24 protein-coding genes are annotated in these 18,021 nt (G+C 33.9%); 16 read left to right on the forward strand and 8 right to left on the reverse strand.

Annotation, left to right across the window (positions count from 1 at the left end):
- Nucleotides 1-62 precede the first annotated feature (62 nt).
- From R1F52_02475 to cobM, 4 genes are read left to right on the forward strand one after another with little or no spacing between them, the layout of a single operon-like run.
- Entirely contained in the window at nucleotides 63-539 is a 477-nt protein-coding gene (locus tag R1F52_02475; GenBank protein WOV93510.1) for a hypothetical protein, read from the forward strand.
- A complete protein-coding gene (cbiT, locus tag R1F52_02480; GenBank protein ID WOV93511.1) occupies nucleotides 536-1,150 on the forward strand; it encodes a precorrin-6Y C5,15-methyltransferase (decarboxylating) subunit CbiT in 615 nt (204 codons plus the stop codon). Before R1F52_02475 ends, cbiT begins: the two co-directional genes overlap by 4 nt.
- 30 nt (nucleotides 1,151-1,180) lie before the next feature.
- Complete coding sequence (cobI, locus tag R1F52_02485) at nucleotides 1,181-1,906, forward strand: precorrin-2 C(20)-methyltransferase (GenBank protein WOV93512.1); 726 nt, start codon at nucleotides 1,181-1,183, stop codon at nucleotides 1,904-1,906.
- Nucleotides 1,899-2,666: a precorrin-4 C(11)-methyltransferase gene (cobM, locus tag R1F52_02490; protein ID WOV93513.1), complete on the forward strand. Its 768-nt coding sequence runs from the start codon at nucleotides 1,899-1,901 to the stop codon at nucleotides 2,664-2,666. Before cobI ends, cobM begins: the two co-directional genes overlap by 8 nt.
- Here the strand turns inward: cobM and R1F52_02495 are convergent.
- Nucleotides 2,632-3,399: a glutamate racemase gene (locus tag R1F52_02495; GenBank protein ID WOV93514.1), complete on the reverse strand. Its 768-nt coding sequence runs from the start codon at nucleotides 3,397-3,399 to the stop codon at nucleotides 2,632-2,634. The genes cobM and R1F52_02495 overlap by 35 nt on opposite strands.
- 107 nt (nucleotides 3,400-3,506) lie before the next feature.
- Here R1F52_02495 and R1F52_02500 point away from each other — a divergent pair, with 107 nt between their 5' ends.
- Nucleotides 3,507-4,154: a Snf7 family protein gene (locus R1F52_02500; GenBank protein ID WOV93515.1), complete on the forward strand. Its 648-nt coding sequence runs from the start codon at nucleotides 3,507-3,509 to the stop codon at nucleotides 4,152-4,154.
- A gap of 9 nt (nucleotides 4,155-4,163) precedes the next feature.
- On the opposite strand, the gene R1F52_02505 is transcribed toward R1F52_02500, so the two are convergent.
- A complete protein-coding gene (locus tag R1F52_02505; protein WOV93516.1) occupies nucleotides 4,164-4,511 on the reverse strand; it encodes a DUF126 domain-containing protein in 348 nt (115 codons plus the stop codon).
- Between the two features lie 35 nt (nucleotides 4,512-4,546).
- Nucleotides 4,547-5,704 (reverse strand): aconitase X catalytic domain-containing protein, encoded by a 1,158-nt coding sequence (locus R1F52_02510; protein ID WOV93517.1) that lies wholly within the window; start codon nucleotides 5,702-5,704, stop codon nucleotides 4,547-4,549.
- Nucleotides 5,705-5,819: 115 nt separating this feature from the next.
- On the opposite strand from R1F52_02510, the gene nth reads away from it, so the two are divergent.
- A complete protein-coding gene (nth, locus tag R1F52_02515; protein WOV93925.1) occupies nucleotides 5,820-6,437 on the forward strand; it encodes an endonuclease III in 618 nt (205 codons plus the stop codon).
- Here the strand turns inward: nth and R1F52_02520 are convergent.
- The 3 genes from R1F52_02520 to R1F52_02530 are packed head-to-tail and all read right to left on the reverse strand — an operon-like array spanning nucleotide 6,424 to nucleotide 8,974.
- Complete coding sequence (locus R1F52_02520) at nucleotides 6,424-7,083, reverse strand: hypothetical protein (GenBank protein WOV93518.1); 660 nt, start codon at nucleotides 7,081-7,083, stop codon at nucleotides 6,424-6,426. The two genes, nth and R1F52_02520, sit on opposite strands and share 14 nt — an antisense overlap.
- Before the next feature lie 32 nt (nucleotides 7,084-7,115).
- The gene (gene sat / locus R1F52_02525) at nucleotides 7,116-8,249 is read right to left on the reverse strand and encodes a sulfate adenylyltransferase (protein WOV93519.1); all 1,134 of its coding nucleotides are present in this window, start codon (nucleotides 8,247-8,249) and stop codon (nucleotides 7,116-7,118) included.
- The gene (locus tag R1F52_02530) at nucleotides 8,249-8,974 is read right to left on the reverse strand and encodes a phosphoadenylyl-sulfate reductase (protein WOV93520.1); all 726 of its coding nucleotides are present in this window, start codon (nucleotides 8,972-8,974) and stop codon (nucleotides 8,249-8,251) included. Before R1F52_02530 ends, sat begins: the two co-directional genes overlap by 1 nt.
- Nucleotides 8,975-9,048: 74 nt before the next feature.
- On the opposite strand from R1F52_02530, the gene R1F52_02535 reads away from it, so the two are divergent.
- Genes R1F52_02535 through R1F52_02550 form a run of 4 tightly spaced genes read left to right on the forward strand, consistent with a single transcriptional unit; the run spans nucleotide 9,049 to nucleotide 12,204 of the window.
- Entirely contained in the window at nucleotides 9,049-10,161 is a 1,113-nt protein-coding gene (locus R1F52_02535) for a hypothetical protein (protein WOV93521.1), read from the forward strand.
- A gap of 6 nt (nucleotides 10,162-10,167) precedes the next feature.
- A complete protein-coding gene (locus R1F52_02540) occupies nucleotides 10,168-11,391 on the forward strand; it encodes a glycosyltransferase (protein WOV93522.1) in 1,224 nt (407 codons plus the stop codon).
- A 42-nt stretch (nucleotides 11,392-11,433) separates the two neighbouring features.
- Complete coding sequence (locus R1F52_02545; GenBank protein ID WOV93523.1) at nucleotides 11,434-11,841, forward strand: hypothetical protein; 408 nt, start codon at nucleotides 11,434-11,436, stop codon at nucleotides 11,839-11,841.
- A 6-nt stretch (nucleotides 11,842-11,847) separates the two neighbouring features.
- Nucleotides 11,848-12,204 (forward strand): hypothetical protein, encoded by a 357-nt coding sequence (locus R1F52_02550; protein WOV93524.1) that lies wholly within the window; start codon nucleotides 11,848-11,850, stop codon nucleotides 12,202-12,204.
- Nucleotide 12,205: 1 nt separating this feature from the next.
- On the opposite strand, the gene R1F52_02555 is transcribed toward R1F52_02550, so the two are convergent.
- Together R1F52_02555 and R1F52_02560 are read right to left on the reverse strand one after the other, a co-directional pair.
- Nucleotides 12,206-12,982, reverse strand: a complete 777-nt coding sequence (locus R1F52_02555) for an SDR family NAD(P)-dependent oxidoreductase (GenBank protein WOV93525.1) — start codon at nucleotides 12,980-12,982, stop codon at nucleotides 12,206-12,208.
- Between the two features lie 31 nt (nucleotides 12,983-13,013).
- A complete protein-coding gene (locus R1F52_02560; GenBank protein ID WOV93526.1) occupies nucleotides 13,014-14,036 on the reverse strand; it encodes a lysylphosphatidylglycerol synthase transmembrane domain-containing protein in 1,023 nt (340 codons plus the stop codon).
- A gap of 171 nt (nucleotides 14,037-14,207) precedes the next feature.
- On the opposite strand from R1F52_02560, the gene R1F52_02565 reads away from it, so the two are divergent.
- The 6 genes from R1F52_02565 to R1F52_02590 all read left to right on the forward strand — a co-directional run bounded on the left by R1F52_02565 (nucleotide 14,208) and on the right by R1F52_02590 (nucleotide 18,020).
- Nucleotides 14,208-14,900, forward strand: a complete 693-nt coding sequence (locus R1F52_02565) for a DNA-processing protein DprA (GenBank protein ID WOV93527.1) — start codon at nucleotides 14,208-14,210, stop codon at nucleotides 14,898-14,900.
- Between the two features lie 8 nt (nucleotides 14,901-14,908).
- Entirely contained in the window at nucleotides 14,909-15,295 is a 387-nt protein-coding gene (locus tag R1F52_02570) for a hypothetical protein (protein WOV93528.1), read from the forward strand.
- 33 nt (nucleotides 15,296-15,328) lie between these two features.
- Nucleotides 15,329-15,562: a phosphoribosyltransferase gene (locus tag R1F52_02575; GenBank protein WOV93529.1), complete on the forward strand. Its 234-nt coding sequence runs from the start codon at nucleotides 15,329-15,331 to the stop codon at nucleotides 15,560-15,562.
- Between the two features lie 126 nt (nucleotides 15,563-15,688).
- The gene (locus R1F52_02580; protein ID WOV93530.1) at nucleotides 15,689-16,447 is read left to right on the forward strand and encodes an ATP/GTP-binding protein; all 759 of its coding nucleotides are present in this window, start codon (nucleotides 15,689-15,691) and stop codon (nucleotides 16,445-16,447) included.
- Entirely contained in the window at nucleotides 16,444-17,352 is a 909-nt protein-coding gene (locus R1F52_02585; GenBank protein ID WOV93531.1) for a homoserine kinase, read from the forward strand. The genes R1F52_02580 and R1F52_02585 overlap by 4 nt, the downstream gene beginning before the upstream one ends.
- Nucleotides 17,349-18,020, forward strand: coding sequence for a 7-cyano-7-deazaguanine synthase (locus R1F52_02590; GenBank protein ID WOV93532.1), 672 nt, complete (start codon nucleotides 17,349-17,351; stop codon nucleotides 18,018-18,020). Before R1F52_02585 ends, R1F52_02590 begins: the two co-directional genes overlap by 4 nt.
- The last annotated feature ends 1 nt before the right edge of the window (nucleotide 18,021 follow it).

An 18,021-nucleotide genomic window follows, 5' to 3' on the forward strand; every position in this document is an offset into this window, starting at 1 on the left:
TATTAACGTATAAAATGCTTACAAAGATTTTAAATCAAGTAGTTTAACACAACTAATTACCATTGGCTAAACACAAAAAACCCAAAAAATTTGAAGCTATGCCAGAACCGGCTAAAGATGTGAAGGAATCTGTGCCAGAACCGGTAAAACCAGAGATAGATTCACCAACGATATCTGCAGCAGAGCCCCCAAAAGAACCAACAAGAGTGATGGACGACGAAACAAAGAGACGAATAGATAAATTATTTTGGTTACGAATTATAGTTGCAGCAACTGCAGGAACCGTAGCTACTATAATATTTGAACCCATAACCGGTGAGGAACGTCGTTGGGCATCTATAATATTTATGATTTCAGTATTCCTCGGTACAATAGTTGTGGGAAAATTAATGCTTATTGAATTACCAAAAGCTAATCGTAAAAAATTAATCACTACAGGAATAGGAAGTTTTGTTTTTATCTATTTGTTCACATGGATTTTATCATATACATTAATCAATTTGAATGAGAGTACCTCGTTTGGCACAGTTGACATATGAGTAAACATACTTGGAATTATTCTACTTTAGGAATTCCAGATGAGATGTTTGAGAGAGCAGATAAAGTTCCAATTACAAAAGAAGAGGTTCGTACAATACAAATTTCAAAGGCAAGATTATCTACAGGGGATACAGTATTCGATGTTGGGTGTGGTAGTGGTTCAGTGGGAATTGAGGCTGCACTACAAATTGGAGATATAGGTAAAGTGTATTGTATAGATCATGATCCAAATGCCATACAATTAACAAAAAAAAATTTAGAACATTTTGGTGTGAATAATTGTACAGTTATACACGCAGAAGCAGAAGATGAGATTCCAAATTTACCAAATGCTAACGCCATAATAATAGGGGGCACAGGAGGTAGCACTGGTAAAATTATTAAATTATGTGAAAAAAAGTTGGTGGAAAATGGAAGGATTGTTATTGCAACTATTTTAATTGAGACGTTATTTGAAGTCCTCAGTATAATAGATAAATCAGGATTTACCAATATTGACATTACACAAATCACCATATCAAAGAGTAGAAAAACCACCACTGGGACCATGATGCTTGCAAGAAATCCAGTTACGGTGATATCTGCGACATATACAAAAAAATCTACCTAGATTTTAATATGCTCGGATATGTATTAAATTATGAATAAAATAGTTGCAATTGGATGTGGGCCGGGAAATCCTGATCTACTCACAGTTAAAGCAGTAAAGGAGATAAAAAATGCAGATATTATTTTATGTCCTGCATCAAAGCAGAGCAGACCCAGTATTGTTTTATCAATTATCACACCAATAATAGAAGAATTAGAAAAGAGACCAGAAATTGTTAGATTGATATTTCCAATGACAAAAGATGTAGATAAACTGCATGAGAGTTGGAAAAAGAATGCAGATGAGATGGCAAAATATGCAATGTCGGGGAAAAAAGTAGTCTATGTTACAGTAGGAGATCCGTATCTGTATAGCACGTGGATCTATATGCACCGCGAATTAGAATCTAGGTATCCAGATGTTATGGTGGATGTTGTTCCGGGACTAGTATCTATATTCACATTCACCTCCAAAGTCGGAGTTAGTCTTGCTGAGGGTGCAGAAAAATTTACAGTAGTGCCATCATGTTATGATTTGAGTCAGGTAAAAGAACTGGCTAGAAATTCAGACACAATGGTGTTTCTAAAAGATGGAAGATACTTTGATCAGGTAATAGAGATACTTCGAGAAGTAGGATTCTCCGATAAATCAACAATGGCGATAGGACAAGATCTAGATACAAAGAATGAATTTATAAAAAAATTAACATTGGGAGAGGCCACAAAGGGAATGACTAGTAATTATTTCTCCATCATGGTTATAAAAAGAGATGGCTAGTCCAACAGTGTATTTTGTAGGTTGTGGACCGGGGGATCCAGACCTGATTACAATAAAGGGGAAGAAAATTTTAGAGGCAGCAGACACTGTAGTTTTTTCAGGATCACTCATTCCAAAAGAGATACTAGGTATGTGTGTAAACGCTACCATACATGATGCAGCAGGTATGATACGTGAAGAGATTTTTGAAATTTTATTAAATAGTTCAAAAAAAGGTATTACTGTACGTCTACACGATGGTGATCCAACAATTTATGGAGTAATTAGAGAACAGATGGATAAATTAAAAGAAAAATCTATCAATTGTGTAATAATTCCAGGAGTGACATCTTTTCTTGCATCGGCAGCTGCACTAGGTATACAAATGACACTACCAGGTGTGACTCAGAGCATAATAATCACAAGAGCAGAATCAAGAACCGCAGTTCCNAAAAAAGAGAGCATAGCAAGTTTTGCAGAACATGGGGCCACTATGGTATTCTATCTTAGTATTCACCTGTTGAAAGATATAGTTGAAAATGTCATAAAGGGAGGATACAAAAAAACCACGCCTGTCGGAGTGGTATATAGGGCAAGTTGGAGTGATGAAAAAGTGATACGTGGTACGCTAGAGGATATCGTCAAGAAAGTGTGGGAGCAAAAGATTACACGAACTGCCATAATCATAATTGGAGATGTGATTGAGCCAGAGACGTATGAATATGCAAAACTTTATGATAAAAATTTCAGTCACGGATATCGAAAGGCAGAAAAGAACTAGTTGTTTTCACACCTAGACCGGATAATATTTTATCAAATGATTTAGGATCACCAGAAGTGTAAATATCAAGTGTTGCATTTACAGAATTACCATATTGTTTTTTTATTTTTTGTGCAATAGTAATTGCAGGATCAAGAAAAATAACATTTGGAAATATTTCATGTAATAATGTCGATAAAAATGGAAGATGAGTGCTGGATAATGTCACAACATCAATATTATTACTAGTAATTATATCATGAATTGTATCATGAATTATTTTTTTACATTTAGTAATATCATAAAGAAAATCACCAGATTCTACAAGATCAATCAGAACAGATGCATCAATTAATTGTACAGTAGAGTTTAATTTAAAATTATTCAGAAATTCTTTAATTTCCACTCCATTAATAACTGAGTGTGTAGCCATGATAGCAATATTCTTTGTCTTGGATGATTCATCAGCATTAATAATTGGAGGTAATACTCCATGAATATTATCACATAAAATATCTGGAAATAACAAACTTGGAGTGTTGGAGCCAATAATGATAACGTCTGGTGTAAACATATCTTGAAGCATCAAGATGGTATGATTCATCAGCGAGTGTAATTTATGACGAGATTTTGTACCGTATGGAAAGTGCTTTTGATCAGCAAAATAGACTATTTCAGCATACATCACACTCTGAAGACCATTAATGATCGATAATGAACCTAGACCAGAGTCAAATACGACTATTTTAGGCACAAATAATGATGTAATACATCTCATTTAGAGTTTGTTAGCTGAAATTTAATCCAAAGTGTATCTAAATATACACCTGATATTAAGTGTAAATTTCAGAAATTGTTGTCATGACGAATTTTACAAGCTCGTGGGACAAACCCGCAAGTCCAGGCATTACGTCTCGACTCAAAGAGTCTGTAAAACCACAAGGCGCATTAAAACCACGCATACAAAACGCGGTTAGCAAGCTACAGATGCAAATATCCAAAATGGATAGTATGCTATCAAAACTTTCAGAAAAAGATGCACAGCTATTTCAGAGAATCGTCACAGCCATGCAACAACATGATACGGAAGCCAGCAGAGTTTTATCAAATGAACTTGCTGAAAGTCGTAAAGTTGTTAAGGTACTAGGTAATGCTAGAATGTCCCTAGAACAAGTACAGACAAGATTAACGACTGTACATGATTTAGGCGAAGCTATGGTAACCATAGGTCCAGCAATGGCCACGATGAAAGGTCTAAAGAGTTCACTAGGAAAATTCATGCCAGAGGCAGATTCCGAGTTGAATAATATGACACAAACTCTAAATGGCTTAATGACAGATTCTCTAGCCGGTGATGCGTTTAGTGATATGGAGTCAGATGTTTCAAATGAAGAGACAAGTAAAATCCTTCAAGAGGCCGCAGCGGTCGCAGAGCAGCAAATTGGAGACAAGTTTCCATCTGTTCCCTCTACAACAGAAGTTCCAACACAGACTAACATTTTTGAATAGATTTTTGATTTATCTTTTTTTTATTTTTTCACTTTGCCCAGTGTCTATATCGACTATATCACCACTATACAGCGTGTCGAATAATTCTTTAGAAATGATTACTAGAGGAATATTCCCTATTGCACAGCCCGATACTACTGTAGAATCAGCATCAAGACAGATCATAGCTTTTGGTGAGGATTTATTGGAAAATAGTGAATATATTGTATAGGCACCCACACTACTTCCCCGTCCACCAGGAAAAACCAAAATTGAATTTTTAATAGTCTTACCATTCAGTTCATGGGTATCATCATTTATCATACCAGTAGACTTGTCAACTAGCCCGAGAAAATTTATTGGCGTATTTGATTTCAAGACAGAACCGGAGACTTTTCCATGAACTATAACCTTTATTTTGTTTCATCTCCAATAATACTAGAGAGATTTTTCAAATTTACCTTGACGCCTGTGGATTTATTTAGATAATATGCGCCTTTGACACTGTTAGTAATCACCCCATCAATTTGTGCTTTATCAATTAATGGTGTTAGACATATACAACAATCATAAAATATTTCTGCCCCAGCATGTTGAATTTTGTTGACATATCCAAGAGATTCGGCTTTATCTTGTATTGTTTTAGGACAAAAGATTATACAAGGTTTTGTAAATGATTTATTTTTCAACATAGATGTTAGATCACTTAATTCTGGCAGTCCCAATTGTGGACTACCAAGTGTTATTATATCACCATCGTCAGAAGTGTTTAATTCATCATGAATATTTTGTGATTCTTTTTTATCAAAATGAATTGTGTTAGAAGGACTGTCTTTGGAAATATTAAATTTTGCACATGTACCAGATGTACCCATTCCACCACACAAAGATTTACACTTACGCATGTCAGGCATATTAATTCCAGATAATGAAACAGATTCAGTCTTGGCCATCTTGCCAGCAAAATATCCAAGCATGCCAAAGTCTAATTCATCAGGATTACTCACATCCATGTGTATAGGCGTAGAGGGAGCATCCTCTTCAGTTCTAAGACTAGAGTATGGACTTTTTCCAGTAAGAGCACTAGCTCGCGCCGTAAACGCACTTTCTTTGTTTGTTTTTAAATTCGCTACAGAATTTGCATAAATTGCAGCGTTACTTTCTGCAAATGCAACCTGAGTTCCTTTTTCAGGTAGATCAAATATTTCATATGGAATACATGAAAATGTTGGAATAACTCCCATGCGTTCATAGGAATCACGAATGCTCTGTTGTTTTTGAATAAAATTATCTCCAAGATTAAATTTAGATACAGAATTGATATCAAAACCCATTGGGTTTAGAGTAGTTTGTACACGAACATGAGCATCTTGGCTTATTTGACGTAGAAAAGATTCCCCCGAATCACCTATTGTATTATAATTTACACCAGACAGATGCACCCATTTTACTGGAGATAAATATTCAGCATCTGTAGCTTCTCCAGAGGCTACAAGAATTCTATATGCAGTTGCTAATGCTTCTCCCTCTTCACCTGCTAGAGCTTTTTCCTCTTGTTGAGTAAGTTGCATTAACCAAAATTATTTACAACAACTATAATACTTTATATGAAAAAAGCAATGTTAGAATAGAGTGATTAATTATACAAAATAGTTGAAAAAGATTATAAATGATATGAGAAAGACCATGAATGAGGTCAAACCTCCAAGAATGACAGCCCTCAGAGAACTACATGAGGCAGAAACTGGACCATTTAGTATTCTTATTGGAACAATTCTATCGGCTAGAACAAAGGATGAAAATACTGCAAAAGTTGTGAAAAAACTATTCAAAGTATACAAAACCCCTAAAGCATTATCTGAAGCAAAGTTGAGAGATGTTGAGAAATTAATACAATCTATAGGATTCTATCATGTAAAGGCAGATAGAATAATCAAAGTAGCCTCGATTATTCATTCACAATACAAGAATAAAGTTCCAGAGAGTTTGGAGAAATTAATAGAATTACCAGGAGTTGGAAGAAAAACTGCCAACTGTGTTTTGGTCTATGCATTTGAAAAACCTGCAATACCAGTTGATATCCATGTGCATAGGATTTCAAACAGATTAGGACTGGTAGATACAAAGACTCCTGAAGATACAGAATTTGAATTGATGAGAACGGTACAAAAAAAATATTGGATGGAAATTAATGATACATTTGTTATGTATGGTCAAAATATTTGTAAACCCATATCACCCATGTGCGGTGTGTGTAGATTGAGAAAAAACTGTAAATACTATTCTACCATTACCGCTTCTTAGTGATTAGAAGAATTGCAACAACAATTCCAATTGCAACTGCAAGATAATATGGGTATAATTGCAAAGGATTGGCAGTGGGATCACCGGAGACTATCTCAAAGAGCATAGAGCCAGAGTTTACAATAGGTGGATCATTGGTAGATTCCAATCCATGAACAGAATATTGCGATATTATAAAACTGTCTATATTTAAATTACTTACAACAATTCTCTCCCCATTATTTACTGTAAGACCTGCAACCTCTGAATATGAGATTAAGATTTTAGCTCCAGGTTTCCAACCATGTTCAAGATCATTATACACAACAACATAACCAGTTTTCTCAAGCCAAACTGCAATCCAGAATTTTTCAGTAGGATCTGCGCCCATTCCAATCTCGATAAACTTGTTTGGATCGTTTTTATCATATAATTTTAAAACAGCACTACCATCTGGATCAATGTATAATAAATTATTGATAATGGTAACTTGCCAGCTGATTCCATGAATATTATCTACTGGCACTCTAAGCGCATCTCTACCAACTACATTAAAGTCGTACCATTGTGGCTCATATTCTTCAATTATGAGTGACGGATTTGTCTGACCATACACTGGAAGAACAATGAAAGATAATACAAATGATACGAGTAGGTATTTTTTCAATATAATACACACATTACAAAATCAATAAAAATCTAATCTACAAATGGGTGAGGATTGTCAAGTATGACTTGGGATACTTCTGGTCTCAAGATATATTCAGATGGTGAATCACCTTGTTGAATCATCTCTCTGAGTTGTGTTCCACTTATCTGCACTTTGGAATCATCATCATGAGGACATGTTTTGTGATTTGCAAATGTAAGGCATTTTTTGCAATAAAAAAATGCAGGGAAAAAGATAGGAGTAATATCTAGATCAGTATAATCATTAAATATTTTATGTGCCATAAATGGATTATAAAATTTACCAACACCGGCATGATCGCGTCCTATGATTATATGCGTACAACCATAATTTTGACGCAAGATCGCATGGTGTATAGCCTCTTTTGGGCCAGCATATCGCATTTCGGTATGAAGGGTGGCCATCTTGCATCTATGTTCAGGATAATAATGTTTAATCATAGTCTCATATGATTTTATAATTACTTCATCAGTAAAATCACCGGATTTTTTCTTTCCAATTAGAGGATTGATAAATACACCGTCACGAGTTGTGATGGAAGTTTTTTGTAGCATCTCATGTGCCACATGAGGTGGGTTTCTAGTTTGAAATGCAACTATACTTTTCCATCCTGCATCTTCAAATATTTTTCTAGTTTGTATAGGTGTCATTCGATTACTGCGCAAAATAGTCTCTTTAGGCCGATTCAGATAATCAATTTTTCCACCTACCAAATAATCATTCATGGTTAATACTTTGGCTACACCCGGATGTGCAGGATCCTCTGTACCAAATACACCAAGTGCCATACTTTTTTTGTCAAATTGGAATACTTGTTCGGTATGTAATATCGCAGAATTTGTATTTTCTGGATCGACAAGTAGTGTGTCGCCTGCATCTTTTAGTCTATCTGCAGTTCCTTTATCCATATCAAGTACAATTGGTATTGTCCATGGCAAGTCGTTAGATAATCTACCCTTATCAACTACACTGTGAAAATCATTTTCAGTTAGAAATCCTTCTAGAGGACTAAAGATACCATCTGCAATGTTTTCCAAATCATTTGCAACTCCAATACTAATTTCACATGTCTCCAATCCAGATGGATTTGTGGATGACATACGATTAATCAGAGTACCGCCATTAGGTTTTATGCTAGTCATTATTTACCTCCAGAGTGTTGCATGTGTAGTCCACATTCTTTATTGGAGTCTTGCTCCCACCACCATCTACCTGCTCTGTTATTCTCACCTTTTTTGATAGGTCGTGTACACGGTTCACAACCAATGCTCGAATACCCCATATCTAATAGTTTATTGTATGGAACATCATTGTCTTTAATGTATTTCCAAACATCGTCCCAAGTCCAATGTAAAAGTGGGTTAATCTTAATGATGTCATTATGTTGGGAATCAATCTCCAATATACGTGTCGAAGAGCGATTGTCTGTTTGATCATTTCTTAATCCAGTTATCCAACCATCCAAAGTGGGCAAGATTCGATTAAGAGGATAAACTTTGCGCACCTGACAACACAAAACACGGTTATCAACATTGTCATAAAATAGATTTAGACCATATTTATTTACCATATCTTCTACATCAGTAGCATCAGGGAATAATACTTCAAGTTTTAGATTATATTTTTTTTGAACTAGACTCATCATATCATACGTCTCTTGATGAAGTCTACCAGTATCAAGTGTAAAGAAACGAAATTCCGGATTAATTTTTATCATCATATCGATTAGTACAGCATCCTCGGCTCCGAAACTAGACGCTTTAGTGACTTTGGGATGAAGATTCTCTGATGTCCATTCAAGTATTTCCTGAGGGGTATGCAACGTTGTTGCTATTTTATCTAGTTCATCTTGAGTGAATTTACTCATATGTTAAATTATTTCATATCTCTTATATTGATTACTAGAATTCAAATTATAAAGAACAGTATGGTATAAAACGTATGATAGAATCTTTAGTGGTAGTATTTCCATCTGTATTTGCTAAAAAGAATTTATTACAACTCAAGAAAAATATTGCGATAATTTTAAAAAATCAAAATCAAAAATTCAGTAAAATTGCCATAGATGGAGATGTAATTATAGTTACACTCAAAGATCCAGTACTTGGATCTTCGGCGATAAATTTATTGTTTGGAATTGATAAAATTGCAATTGCTAAAAAAACTGGTATTAGATTAGGAGAGATTGTAACAGATGCAAGTAAAATTTGGGAAAAATTGATATTATCTCAAGATAAATTTTACGTCAAAATAGAGGGTAAACCCATTGGATATACTGCAAGTGATATACAATTAAGCATTACATCAAGACTTGTAGAAAAATTATACAAATCTGGAGCTAAACCTGGCACACATAGGAATCACACAAAACAATTAGAATTATTTATCTCTAAATCAAATACATACATTTGCATATTTACAGATACAAGTTTTGGTGGAATGCCTCTTGAATCTCAGAAAGGTATGACGGTGTGTGGTATTTATGATTCACTTTCAGCACTAGATTGTCTTGAAACAATAAGACAGGGATTTAAAGTAAAAGTAATAGTAGGGTATAGAACCGAATCAGAGATGATACATCAAACTAAACTGCTTGACAAAATTTTACCAAGAATGCTGAATAACAACATTATTGTTCAATATTATAAAATAAAATATCCAGATAGCGCTACAGGTAAACTAGAGAGCATTTCCAAAATGATAGATATTCAGATTGCCATGGCCAAATCATATCACTGCGATAGAATATCGGCCCCATTAAACATGGCACTTCCCGTATGGTTTAATGATGATATGATAGAGAAAATACACAAGAGTAAATTGTATGCGCATATCCCTTCTTTTGGATTAGAGGAGATTAGTCATGCAGGTAAATTTGGATTGGAAAAATATATTTCTGCTATACAAAAATCATTTGAGATGAAATTCCCATCAAAGAGGATCAAGATAACTTATAGAAAAACGTATGAGAAGATGCAAAAAATAGATATAAAGATTGGTCCAAATAATGTACATGATATTTTGAATATCATGAATGCACAGAACAAGGTTTGATTATTCATGAAAGTTGGACAATTTATCTACACATGGGGAAATGGACATTATTCTAGAATGAGTAAAGTAGATCACATATTAAGACAAAGGGAAGATATTGACATACATTACTATAGTGGAGAGGAGATTTGTAAGAAAATTCTTGAAAAATTTCCACAAAATAGCGAGAATATACATACAATTACCATGCCAACTCCCATAGATGGTAAAACAGGACCTAGTGTGCCAAAATCATTACTAAATTTTTTACTACCTGTTAAAGGGAGACCACCACTAGTAAAACAGATTTCGACATACCTAAAAAAAGAGGCACAGTTTTACAATAAAGAAAAATTTGATATTGTGATAAATGATGGAGATATAGGCTCCAACATACTAGCACAGAAACGTGATATACCAAGTTTATTCATTACAAATCAGTTTAGAACTAGATTATGGAGATCTAGAATGTACCTATATCCAAGTATGTATTATATTTCAAAACAGATTGCAAAGGCTACTAAAATTATTGTTGCAGATTCACCTCCTCCATATACAATATGTGAATATAATTTGAATTTCTCAAAGGATGTAGAAAAAAATGTGGTATATTCGGGGCATTTTGCTCAAAAAACACAGAGGAGTGATACAGAATTTACAATTTTAGAAAAATTAGTCATGGGAGTAGATTTTGGATATTGGGTACGAACTGGAAACAAGTCTACAAATGAGTACACAGGAGAAAGATATGAGAGAGTGTTTCATAGCGATGAAATGAAGAAAGAAAAACGATTAATTTCACATGCAGTACCAGATCCTAACATTAATTCAGTGTTGGGAATGGATGGGAATAGATATAGTATAGAATATGCATGGGAGAGAAAGATAGAGTGGGTTCAAATTGACATAGGTTTCCTGAGTGAGAATGAGAAAGACACTGTATTGAGTAATGCAAAGTATGTAGTTGTTAATGGATCCCATACAATTATGGGTGAAGTGTTGGGAATAAACGCCAAACCAATAATTGGTGTTCCCTTGTATGATGAACATACAAATCAGTTACTATGGGCAGAGAGCAAAGGATTAGGAATTATGGCACAGAATGAAAGAAATATTATACAAGCTGTGTCTAGAATTCATAAAAATTTTGTAGATTATGAGGCAAGAGTGAAAGAATTTTCAAAAAACTTTGTTAGTGAAGGAGCAAAAACTACTGTTGCCATAATGGAAGAAATGTTAAAAGACAAATAGTATATTTTTGTAGAGATATGTGTCTAGTATGCGGGTAGTTCGATGGGCGAACTGACCGAGAGGGATGAAGATATAATCCGCATACTAGACGTAAATTTTAGCAAATCTAATTTCAATAGTAAAGGCTTTTATGCCAAAAAAACGGTTAAAATTAAATTGCCAAATTGTCCTGAATGTGTAGCACGCGAAAGAAAAAAAATTATTGCAAAATATGCAGATGCAGAAGAAGAAGTGGATTTAACTAAATTCTTCGATGAGATAGAATTTCCAATGAAATTAGATATATCAACCAAACACTTTATGTGTAAAAGATGTGGTCTTTACGCAACAAGAGAGCAGGTAAGCGATATTAGAGAGAAAATTGGTAGAAGAGAGCGTACACGTGAAGATCATCAGTATGATTATCTCAGTTGGTGGAATAAGAGCAAAACCGAAAAAGCAAAAAATTGAATAGATATGACTAAAAAAGATCAAATGCCACAGTGGGTAGAATCTGAGATACAGAATGTAAAATTTGGAAAACCAAAAGAAATTATCTCAACAGGACGTATTTTAGAGATATATGAGTCTGATAAAAAAATAGATTTTCAACTAGACAAACCTACTGATGATGGAAGACATATTATCACTGTTGACATACCAGGCAAGATCAAAATAAAAGACATGGAGAAAGAAAATATGTATAAAATTAATATTGAGATATACAGAGCGCCTTTGAGTGAAAAAGTAATAGAATATTTACAAAGTCAAGAGATTATTATGAATTCTATATATCAATTTAAGGCTAAAACCATTACCGAAATCAAAGAGTGAATTATTTACGCATCATTATATGATGTATGATTGGATTAATGATAAATGGAAAGGTCTGCTTTAACCAAATTACTATTCTAACATAAGATGGAACTATAATTTCGAGTCTAGATGAACCAGACGCTCGAATTATTACACGCGCAACTTGCTCTGGTGTTAAAGTCATTGGAGAATATTTATGCATATTAACAAAGGAAGGATGATCAAAAAAGTTAGTTTTTGTCATCATAGGACTAACTACTGTAACATCTACATTTGTGTTGTATAATTCCTGTTTAAGTCCTTCAGAGAATCCCAACATGGCATATTTGGAAGCGCAGTAAGGTGCAATCTGAGCCAACCCAAAACTTCCAGCTACAGAGGCCACATTTACAATATGTCCAGAATTCCTCTCTAACATTACAGGGAGAAATTGTTTAATACAATAAATCATCCCAAAATAATTGGTTTTCATTTGAGATTCAATATCAGAAATCTTTTGATTAGTAATGGTGGATAAAATTGCAAATCCTGCGTTATTTACTAGAATATCAATTCTACCAAAATGCTTCAATGTTTTCTTGGCCATGTCTATTACCTGATTATTATCAGATACATCACACGGTATCAAAAGTACATCTGCAGTATCACTCAAATTTGGTTTGACCTTCTCTAATGCATCTTTATTTCTAGATACAAGTACAAGATTAGCTCCACGGTGTGAAAAATTAATGGCAGCAGCTCTGCCAATACCTGTAGAGGCTCCTGTGATCACAACAACTTTTCCTGCGAAATCCAATACTAATCATATACACAAAAGACTAAAAATACTATGTTATGTTGGACGGTTTATTATATCGCACAAGAGCAAGTTTCATCAAAAATAACCAAGTTATAGCAATTGGGATATAGTATGTAGCAATACGCCAAGCAACTACAGCATTCCATCCTGCTGCATTTTCAGCGATTTGTGGATCAAAAGGATTCAGATCGTTCAGATATGCAATGACACCAAATTCTACAAGTCCAGATCCACCCACAGTTATAGGTAGATTTGCGATTGCGTTGGCACCCATTACTGACATTATTGAGTCAAATATAGATACGTCATATCCAATTCCTACTGCAATAATTAAAAATGACAAACCGTAACAGATCCACGCAGCAAGAGACATGAAAAAGCTGTTAACAAAGATTTTTTTCGAACTAGATTTATGTAGATTATCTCTACTCATATGACAGACGTCTGACATCCATTTGTTGGTCTCTTTAATGTATTTTTCACTTTTTGTTTTCAGAGTCTTTCGTAGTATAAACGCAAACACACCAGGAAGCTGGAATGTATGCGTGGAAGATAAAAAGAATAAAACTACCCAAAGAGTTGTAATGGAAATACTAGTAGCAAGAATCACAGTAGCAATTAGATAAGCTCCACTGTATAATGCAAACAGTCCTGCAGCTATTGATAATACACCACCAGCTAAAACCTCTGTAACAATATCAAGTATAGCAATCCAAAGAGCCTTGGGTGTTGGTACATTTTTTTTGTGTAACCAATAAATGACTACAAATTCAGCTCCTATAAACATTGGAGTTGTAAATTTTATAAATTCACTTCCAATTCGTACCCCAGTCATTCTCCAAATAGAATCAAATTTACCTAAATTGGATCGTACAATATAGCTAAACTTTAATCCAGATATTACTAATTTTAAGAAAAGCAAACTGGCCGCAAAAACTATTGGTACAGCACTAATTGTAAATACATCTATTATATCAATATCAAATCGAATAGCAATTAGAATTATAGGAATTGTGGTTGCAGGTATAACAGTGAATCTCCAATGCATCATAGCAAATTTTCATTAATATTATAATAGTATGAGGGTATCAAAAAATATGATAGAATAAGGTAAATTATATAACTAGAATAAATCTAGATATAAAATCAGCATAATTAAAGAGTCGATGGGATCATATAATTGAAAAAACATTAAAAGTCTAGTTATGTCAATTATACAATTATGACATCAATAATGTCAGAAGAATCAATGCCTATGGAATTTCTTGTAGGTCATGGATTTAATGATACAGAAAAAAAATTTTGTCCAGATAAAATATACACAAAAGGGGATACTGATATTGCATTATTACGTCCTAAAGTATCAGTGATTGGAGTTAGAAAAGCCTCACCAGAAGGACTTGAATATGCTAGAGATATAACTAAAAAATTAGTTGCAAAACATGTAGTAATTGTTAGTGGATTAGCTGAAGGAATAGACACTGTTGCTCATGAGACGGCAATGAATAATGGAGGGAAAACTATTGCGGTAATTGGGACACCATTAAATAAAACATTTCCAGCGAAAAATTTTAAACTTCAACAAAAAATTATGAAAAATCATCTAGTAATTACACAATTTGCAAACAATCATCCAATATTACCACAAAATTTTATAATGCGAAATAAAATAATGGCGTTAATCTCTGATGCAAGTATAATTGTAGAGGCAGGTAAAACAAGTGGTACAATACATCAAGGCTGGGAAGGATTAAGACTTGGAAGACTAGTATTTTTAACAAAAAATGTTATAAATAATTGTAAATCAGAGTGGGCAGATGAGATGATGAAATACGGAGCAATAGAGCTTGATGAACTAGATGATATTTTTCAGGTACTGCCATCAGATATTAAAATGAGTAAACTCTTTGAATAAAGTGAATTATGAATATAACCACACTTGAATTTAGCTCTTTTCTAACATATTCACCACGAGGAACATCGAGTGTTGCTAAAGAGTCTAGAACTGTGATGAGTGATTCTAAAAATAACAAATCGATTCAAATAAAACAAAATAAAATTTTAACATCAGAGTATTATACACAAAAAATAAAAAATATGATTAATACTCTCAAGTTTGCAAGTTATTTTCATCCAAAACAAATTTTGATTCCAGTACCCAAGAGTTCTCTAACAAAGATGAATACATTATGGACATCCAAATGCCTTGCAGATGCATTAATTAAAAATGGTTTGGGGAAAAATGTCAATACATGTCTATTTCGTGAATTTGCAGTTTTGAAATCATCAATGTGTAAACCTAGGGATTGACCGAAACCTAGGAAACATTTTGATTCTCTGTCTATGAAAAAAATTCCAAATTGTCTAGAAGAAGTTCTTTTAATTGATGATATTGTAACTCGTGGTTCAACCTTTCTTGGAGCTGCAAACAGAATAAAAATTGAATGTCCCACGACAAAAATTAGAGCATTTGCATTTATGCGAACAATAAGTAATTCAGATGAGTTTGAAAAAATTGTTAACCCATGTAGCGGAATGATCACGATTAAAGATAATGATGCATTTAGAAAACCGTAATTCATATTTAAAAAATAGATAAATCGTAATAGATTTGGCTATTAATAGAGATTTAACGATAAATTTGGATGACATGTCATTACCTTGAGCAGAGTATAAATGAAATGTCTAGATAGTTAAAATGAATTGAAATCAATATTTGTGACAGGAACTGCCGGTGCAGGAAAATCACTATTCACATCTAGATTACACGAATACTATACCAAGAATGGTACCTTTGCAGTTATACTAAATTTAAATCCAGGAGTGGAATCTACACCATACACATGTGATGTTGATGTTCGAGATTATGTGGATTTAATACAAATTATGAAGCAATATGATTTAGGTCCAAACGGATCATTAATCATGGCCAGTGACTTGATTGCATCCAAGATTGAGGATATTAAAAAAGAAGTGTTTGATGTAAACCCAGATTATTTAATAATAGATACTCCCGGACAGATTGAGTTGTTCGCTTATAGGACTAGTGGATCATTTATAGCTCAAAGTCTAATAGATCAAGAAGTAGTTTCTGTATTCATATATGATGGAGTACTAGTTACAACACCGGTAAACTTTGTATCAATTGCCCTACTAGCAACATCAATTAAACTGAGACTTGGTTTGCCTACATTAAATGTAATGACAAAAACTGATATAATTGGTACAAAATTAAAGGATATTTTAAAATGGTCAACTAGTATGTCTGCCTTGGAAAATGAATTAAGTATCACTACTGATGGAGAGACATTTGCTCTAGTCTCAAATATACTTCGTAGTATGAATCAGGGTGGTTTTGCACAAGGATTACTACCCGTATCTAATGCTACAAGTGAAGGAATGGTAACTGTGCAAAGTATGTTGAGTAGAATATTAGACATGGGAGAGGAGATTGAGGATTGAGCGTTACTGTACATGCACCATCTAGTACGGCAAATTTAGGTCCAGGATTCGATGTGTTTGGATTAGCACTAGACGCATTTTACGATAAAATTACTCTATCTGAGGCAAAAGTGAGTAGTATAAAATCGAATGATTCTATACCACTTGATTTAGAAAAGAATACAGCTGGATTGGTAATACAATACATGAAAGAGAAGTTTGAGATATCAAATCATGTGGAAATTGAAATAGAAAAAGGAGTTCCTGCCGGATATGGAATGGGGAGTAGCGCCGCATCTGCTGCAGCTACGGCAGTAGCATTTGATAAATTGTTCAATCTAAAACTTGATAGTAATAAATTAATAGAATGTGCTGGTGTTGGAGAACAAGCAAGTGCAGGAACAATTCATTATGATAATGTAGCTGCGTCAGTACTAGGTGGATTTGTAATAGTACAAAATACTACACCGTTAAAAACTATCATGATAGAGCCGCCAAAAGATCTTAGATTATGTATTGTAATACCAAAAATAGACACACCAGAAAAGAAAACCCAAGTGTCTAGAGATGTAATTCCAAACAATGTTAAATTTGCAGATTCAATAGAAAATTTAGCAAAGGCAACATCAATGGTAGCAGGTTTTGCAAAAAAAGACTGTAAATTAATTGGAGATTCTGTTAAAGATATCATTGTAGAGCCAGCAAGAAAACACATGATTCCTGGATTTGATGCTTCAAAAAAGAATGCTATGAAAGCAGGTGCATTAGGATTTACAATAAGTGGTGCAGGTCCGGCAGTTATTGCATTTGCGACAGAGGCAGATGACTTGGAGGGGATTAGCAGTGCAATAAAGAATGGTATGGCATCAGTGGGAACTAGTCATGATATAATCTGTAAACCATCTATTGGTGCTAGAATCCAATGAAAAAGGCGGTAATCGTGTTTAGTGGCGGTGTAGACTCTATCTGTATGGCAGCGTTACTCAAAAAAAGATATGATCTATACGGTATTACATTCACATATGGTCAACGAGCAAATCGTGAGGTGCTAGTTGCAAAACGAATGGCAAAGAAACTACTAGTAAAACATGTAATATCAGATATTCAATTTATGAAATCATTGTATGGGAATTCTAATGTATTGACAAATTCTAAATCAAACATACCATCTTTTTTTGATTATTCTATTGTAGTACCAATAAGAAATGCAATATTTCTATCCATAGCATCAGCATGGGCATTTAGTATTAATGCTAAAATGGTAGCATACGGTGCACACAAGAATGATGTAACGTATCCTGATTGCAGACCACGGTTCACAAAAAAAATGCAAGATGCCATTAATCTAGGTGAGATAGATGGAATAAAATCAGGATTAAGAGAAGAGATAGAAATTTGGAGTCCATACGTTGCAGGATTTACAAAGAGTCAGTTGTTAAAAAAAGGATATGCAATTTTAAAAGATGAGATATTTAATTCATGGAGTTGTTATGCAAACAAGACCATACATTGTGGAAATTGTGAATCATGTCAAAATAGAAAAAAAGCGTTTGCAAAGATAAAGTTGGTAGATAAAACCAAGTATGCACACTAGC

The organism is Nitrosopumilaceae archaeon AB1(1) (assembly GCA_033471095.1).
Classification (GTDB): domain Archaea; phylum Thermoproteota; class Nitrososphaeria; order Nitrososphaerales; family Nitrosopumilaceae; genus Nitrosoabyssus; species Nitrosoabyssus spongiisocia.

What these genes read in the sequence shown, in the direction of transcription:
- cbiT (WOV93511.1), top strand. Translation starts at nt 536, where the DNA reads ATGAGTAAACATACTTGGAATTATTCTACTTTAGGAATTCCAGATGAG.
- cobI (WOV93512.1), top strand. Translation starts at nt 1,181, where the DNA reads ATGAATAAAATAGTTGCAATTGGATGTGGGCCGGGAAATCCTGATCTA.
- R1F52_02500 (WOV93515.1), top strand. Translation starts at nt 3,507, where the DNA reads ATGACGAATTTTACAAGCTCGTGGGACAAACCCGCAAGTCCAGGCATT.
- R1F52_02510 (WOV93517.1), bottom strand. Translation starts at nt 5,704, where the DNA reads ATGCAACTTACTCAACAAGAGGAAAAAGCTCTAGCAGGTGAAGAGGGA.
- nth (WOV93925.1), top strand. Translation starts at nt 5,820, where the DNA reads ATGAATGAGGTCAAACCTCCAAGAATGACAGCCCTCAGAGAACTACAT.
- sat (WOV93519.1), bottom strand. Translation starts at nt 8,249, where the DNA reads ATGACTAGCATAAAACCTAATGGCGGTACTCTGATTAATCGTATGTCA.
- R1F52_02530 (WOV93520.1), bottom strand. Translation starts at nt 8,974, where the DNA reads ATGAGTAAATTCACTCAAGATGAACTAGATAAAATAGCAACAACGTTG.
- R1F52_02535 (WOV93521.1), top strand. Translation starts at nt 9,049, where the DNA reads ATGATAGAATCTTTAGTGGTAGTATTTCCATCTGTATTTGCTAAAAAG.
- R1F52_02540 (WOV93522.1), top strand. Translation starts at nt 10,168, where the DNA reads ATGAAAGTTGGACAATTTATCTACACATGGGGAAATGGACATTATTCT.
- R1F52_02545 (WOV93523.1), top strand. Translation starts at nt 11,434, where the DNA reads ATGGGCGAACTGACCGAGAGGGATGAAGATATAATCCGCATACTAGAC.
- R1F52_02550 (WOV93524.1), top strand. Translation starts at nt 11,848, where the DNA reads ATGACTAAAAAAGATCAAATGCCACAGTGGGTAGAATCTGAGATACAG.
- R1F52_02560 (WOV93526.1), bottom strand. Translation starts at nt 14,036, where the DNA reads ATGATGCATTGGAGATTCACTGTTATACCTGCAACCACAATTCCTATA.
- R1F52_02565 (WOV93527.1), top strand. Translation starts at nt 14,208, where the DNA reads ATGACATCAATAATGTCAGAAGAATCAATGCCTATGGAATTTCTTGTA.
- R1F52_02570 (WOV93528.1), top strand. Translation starts at nt 14,909, where the DNA reads ATGAATATAACCACACTTGAATTTAGCTCTTTTCTAACATATTCACCA.
- R1F52_02575 (WOV93529.1), top strand. Translation starts at nt 15,329, where the DNA reads ATGAAAAAAATTCCAAATTGTCTAGAAGAAGTTCTTTTAATTGATGAT.
- R1F52_02590 (WOV93532.1), top strand. Translation starts at nt 17,349, where the DNA reads ATGAAAAAGGCGGTAATCGTGTTTAGTGGCGGTGTAGACTCTATCTGT.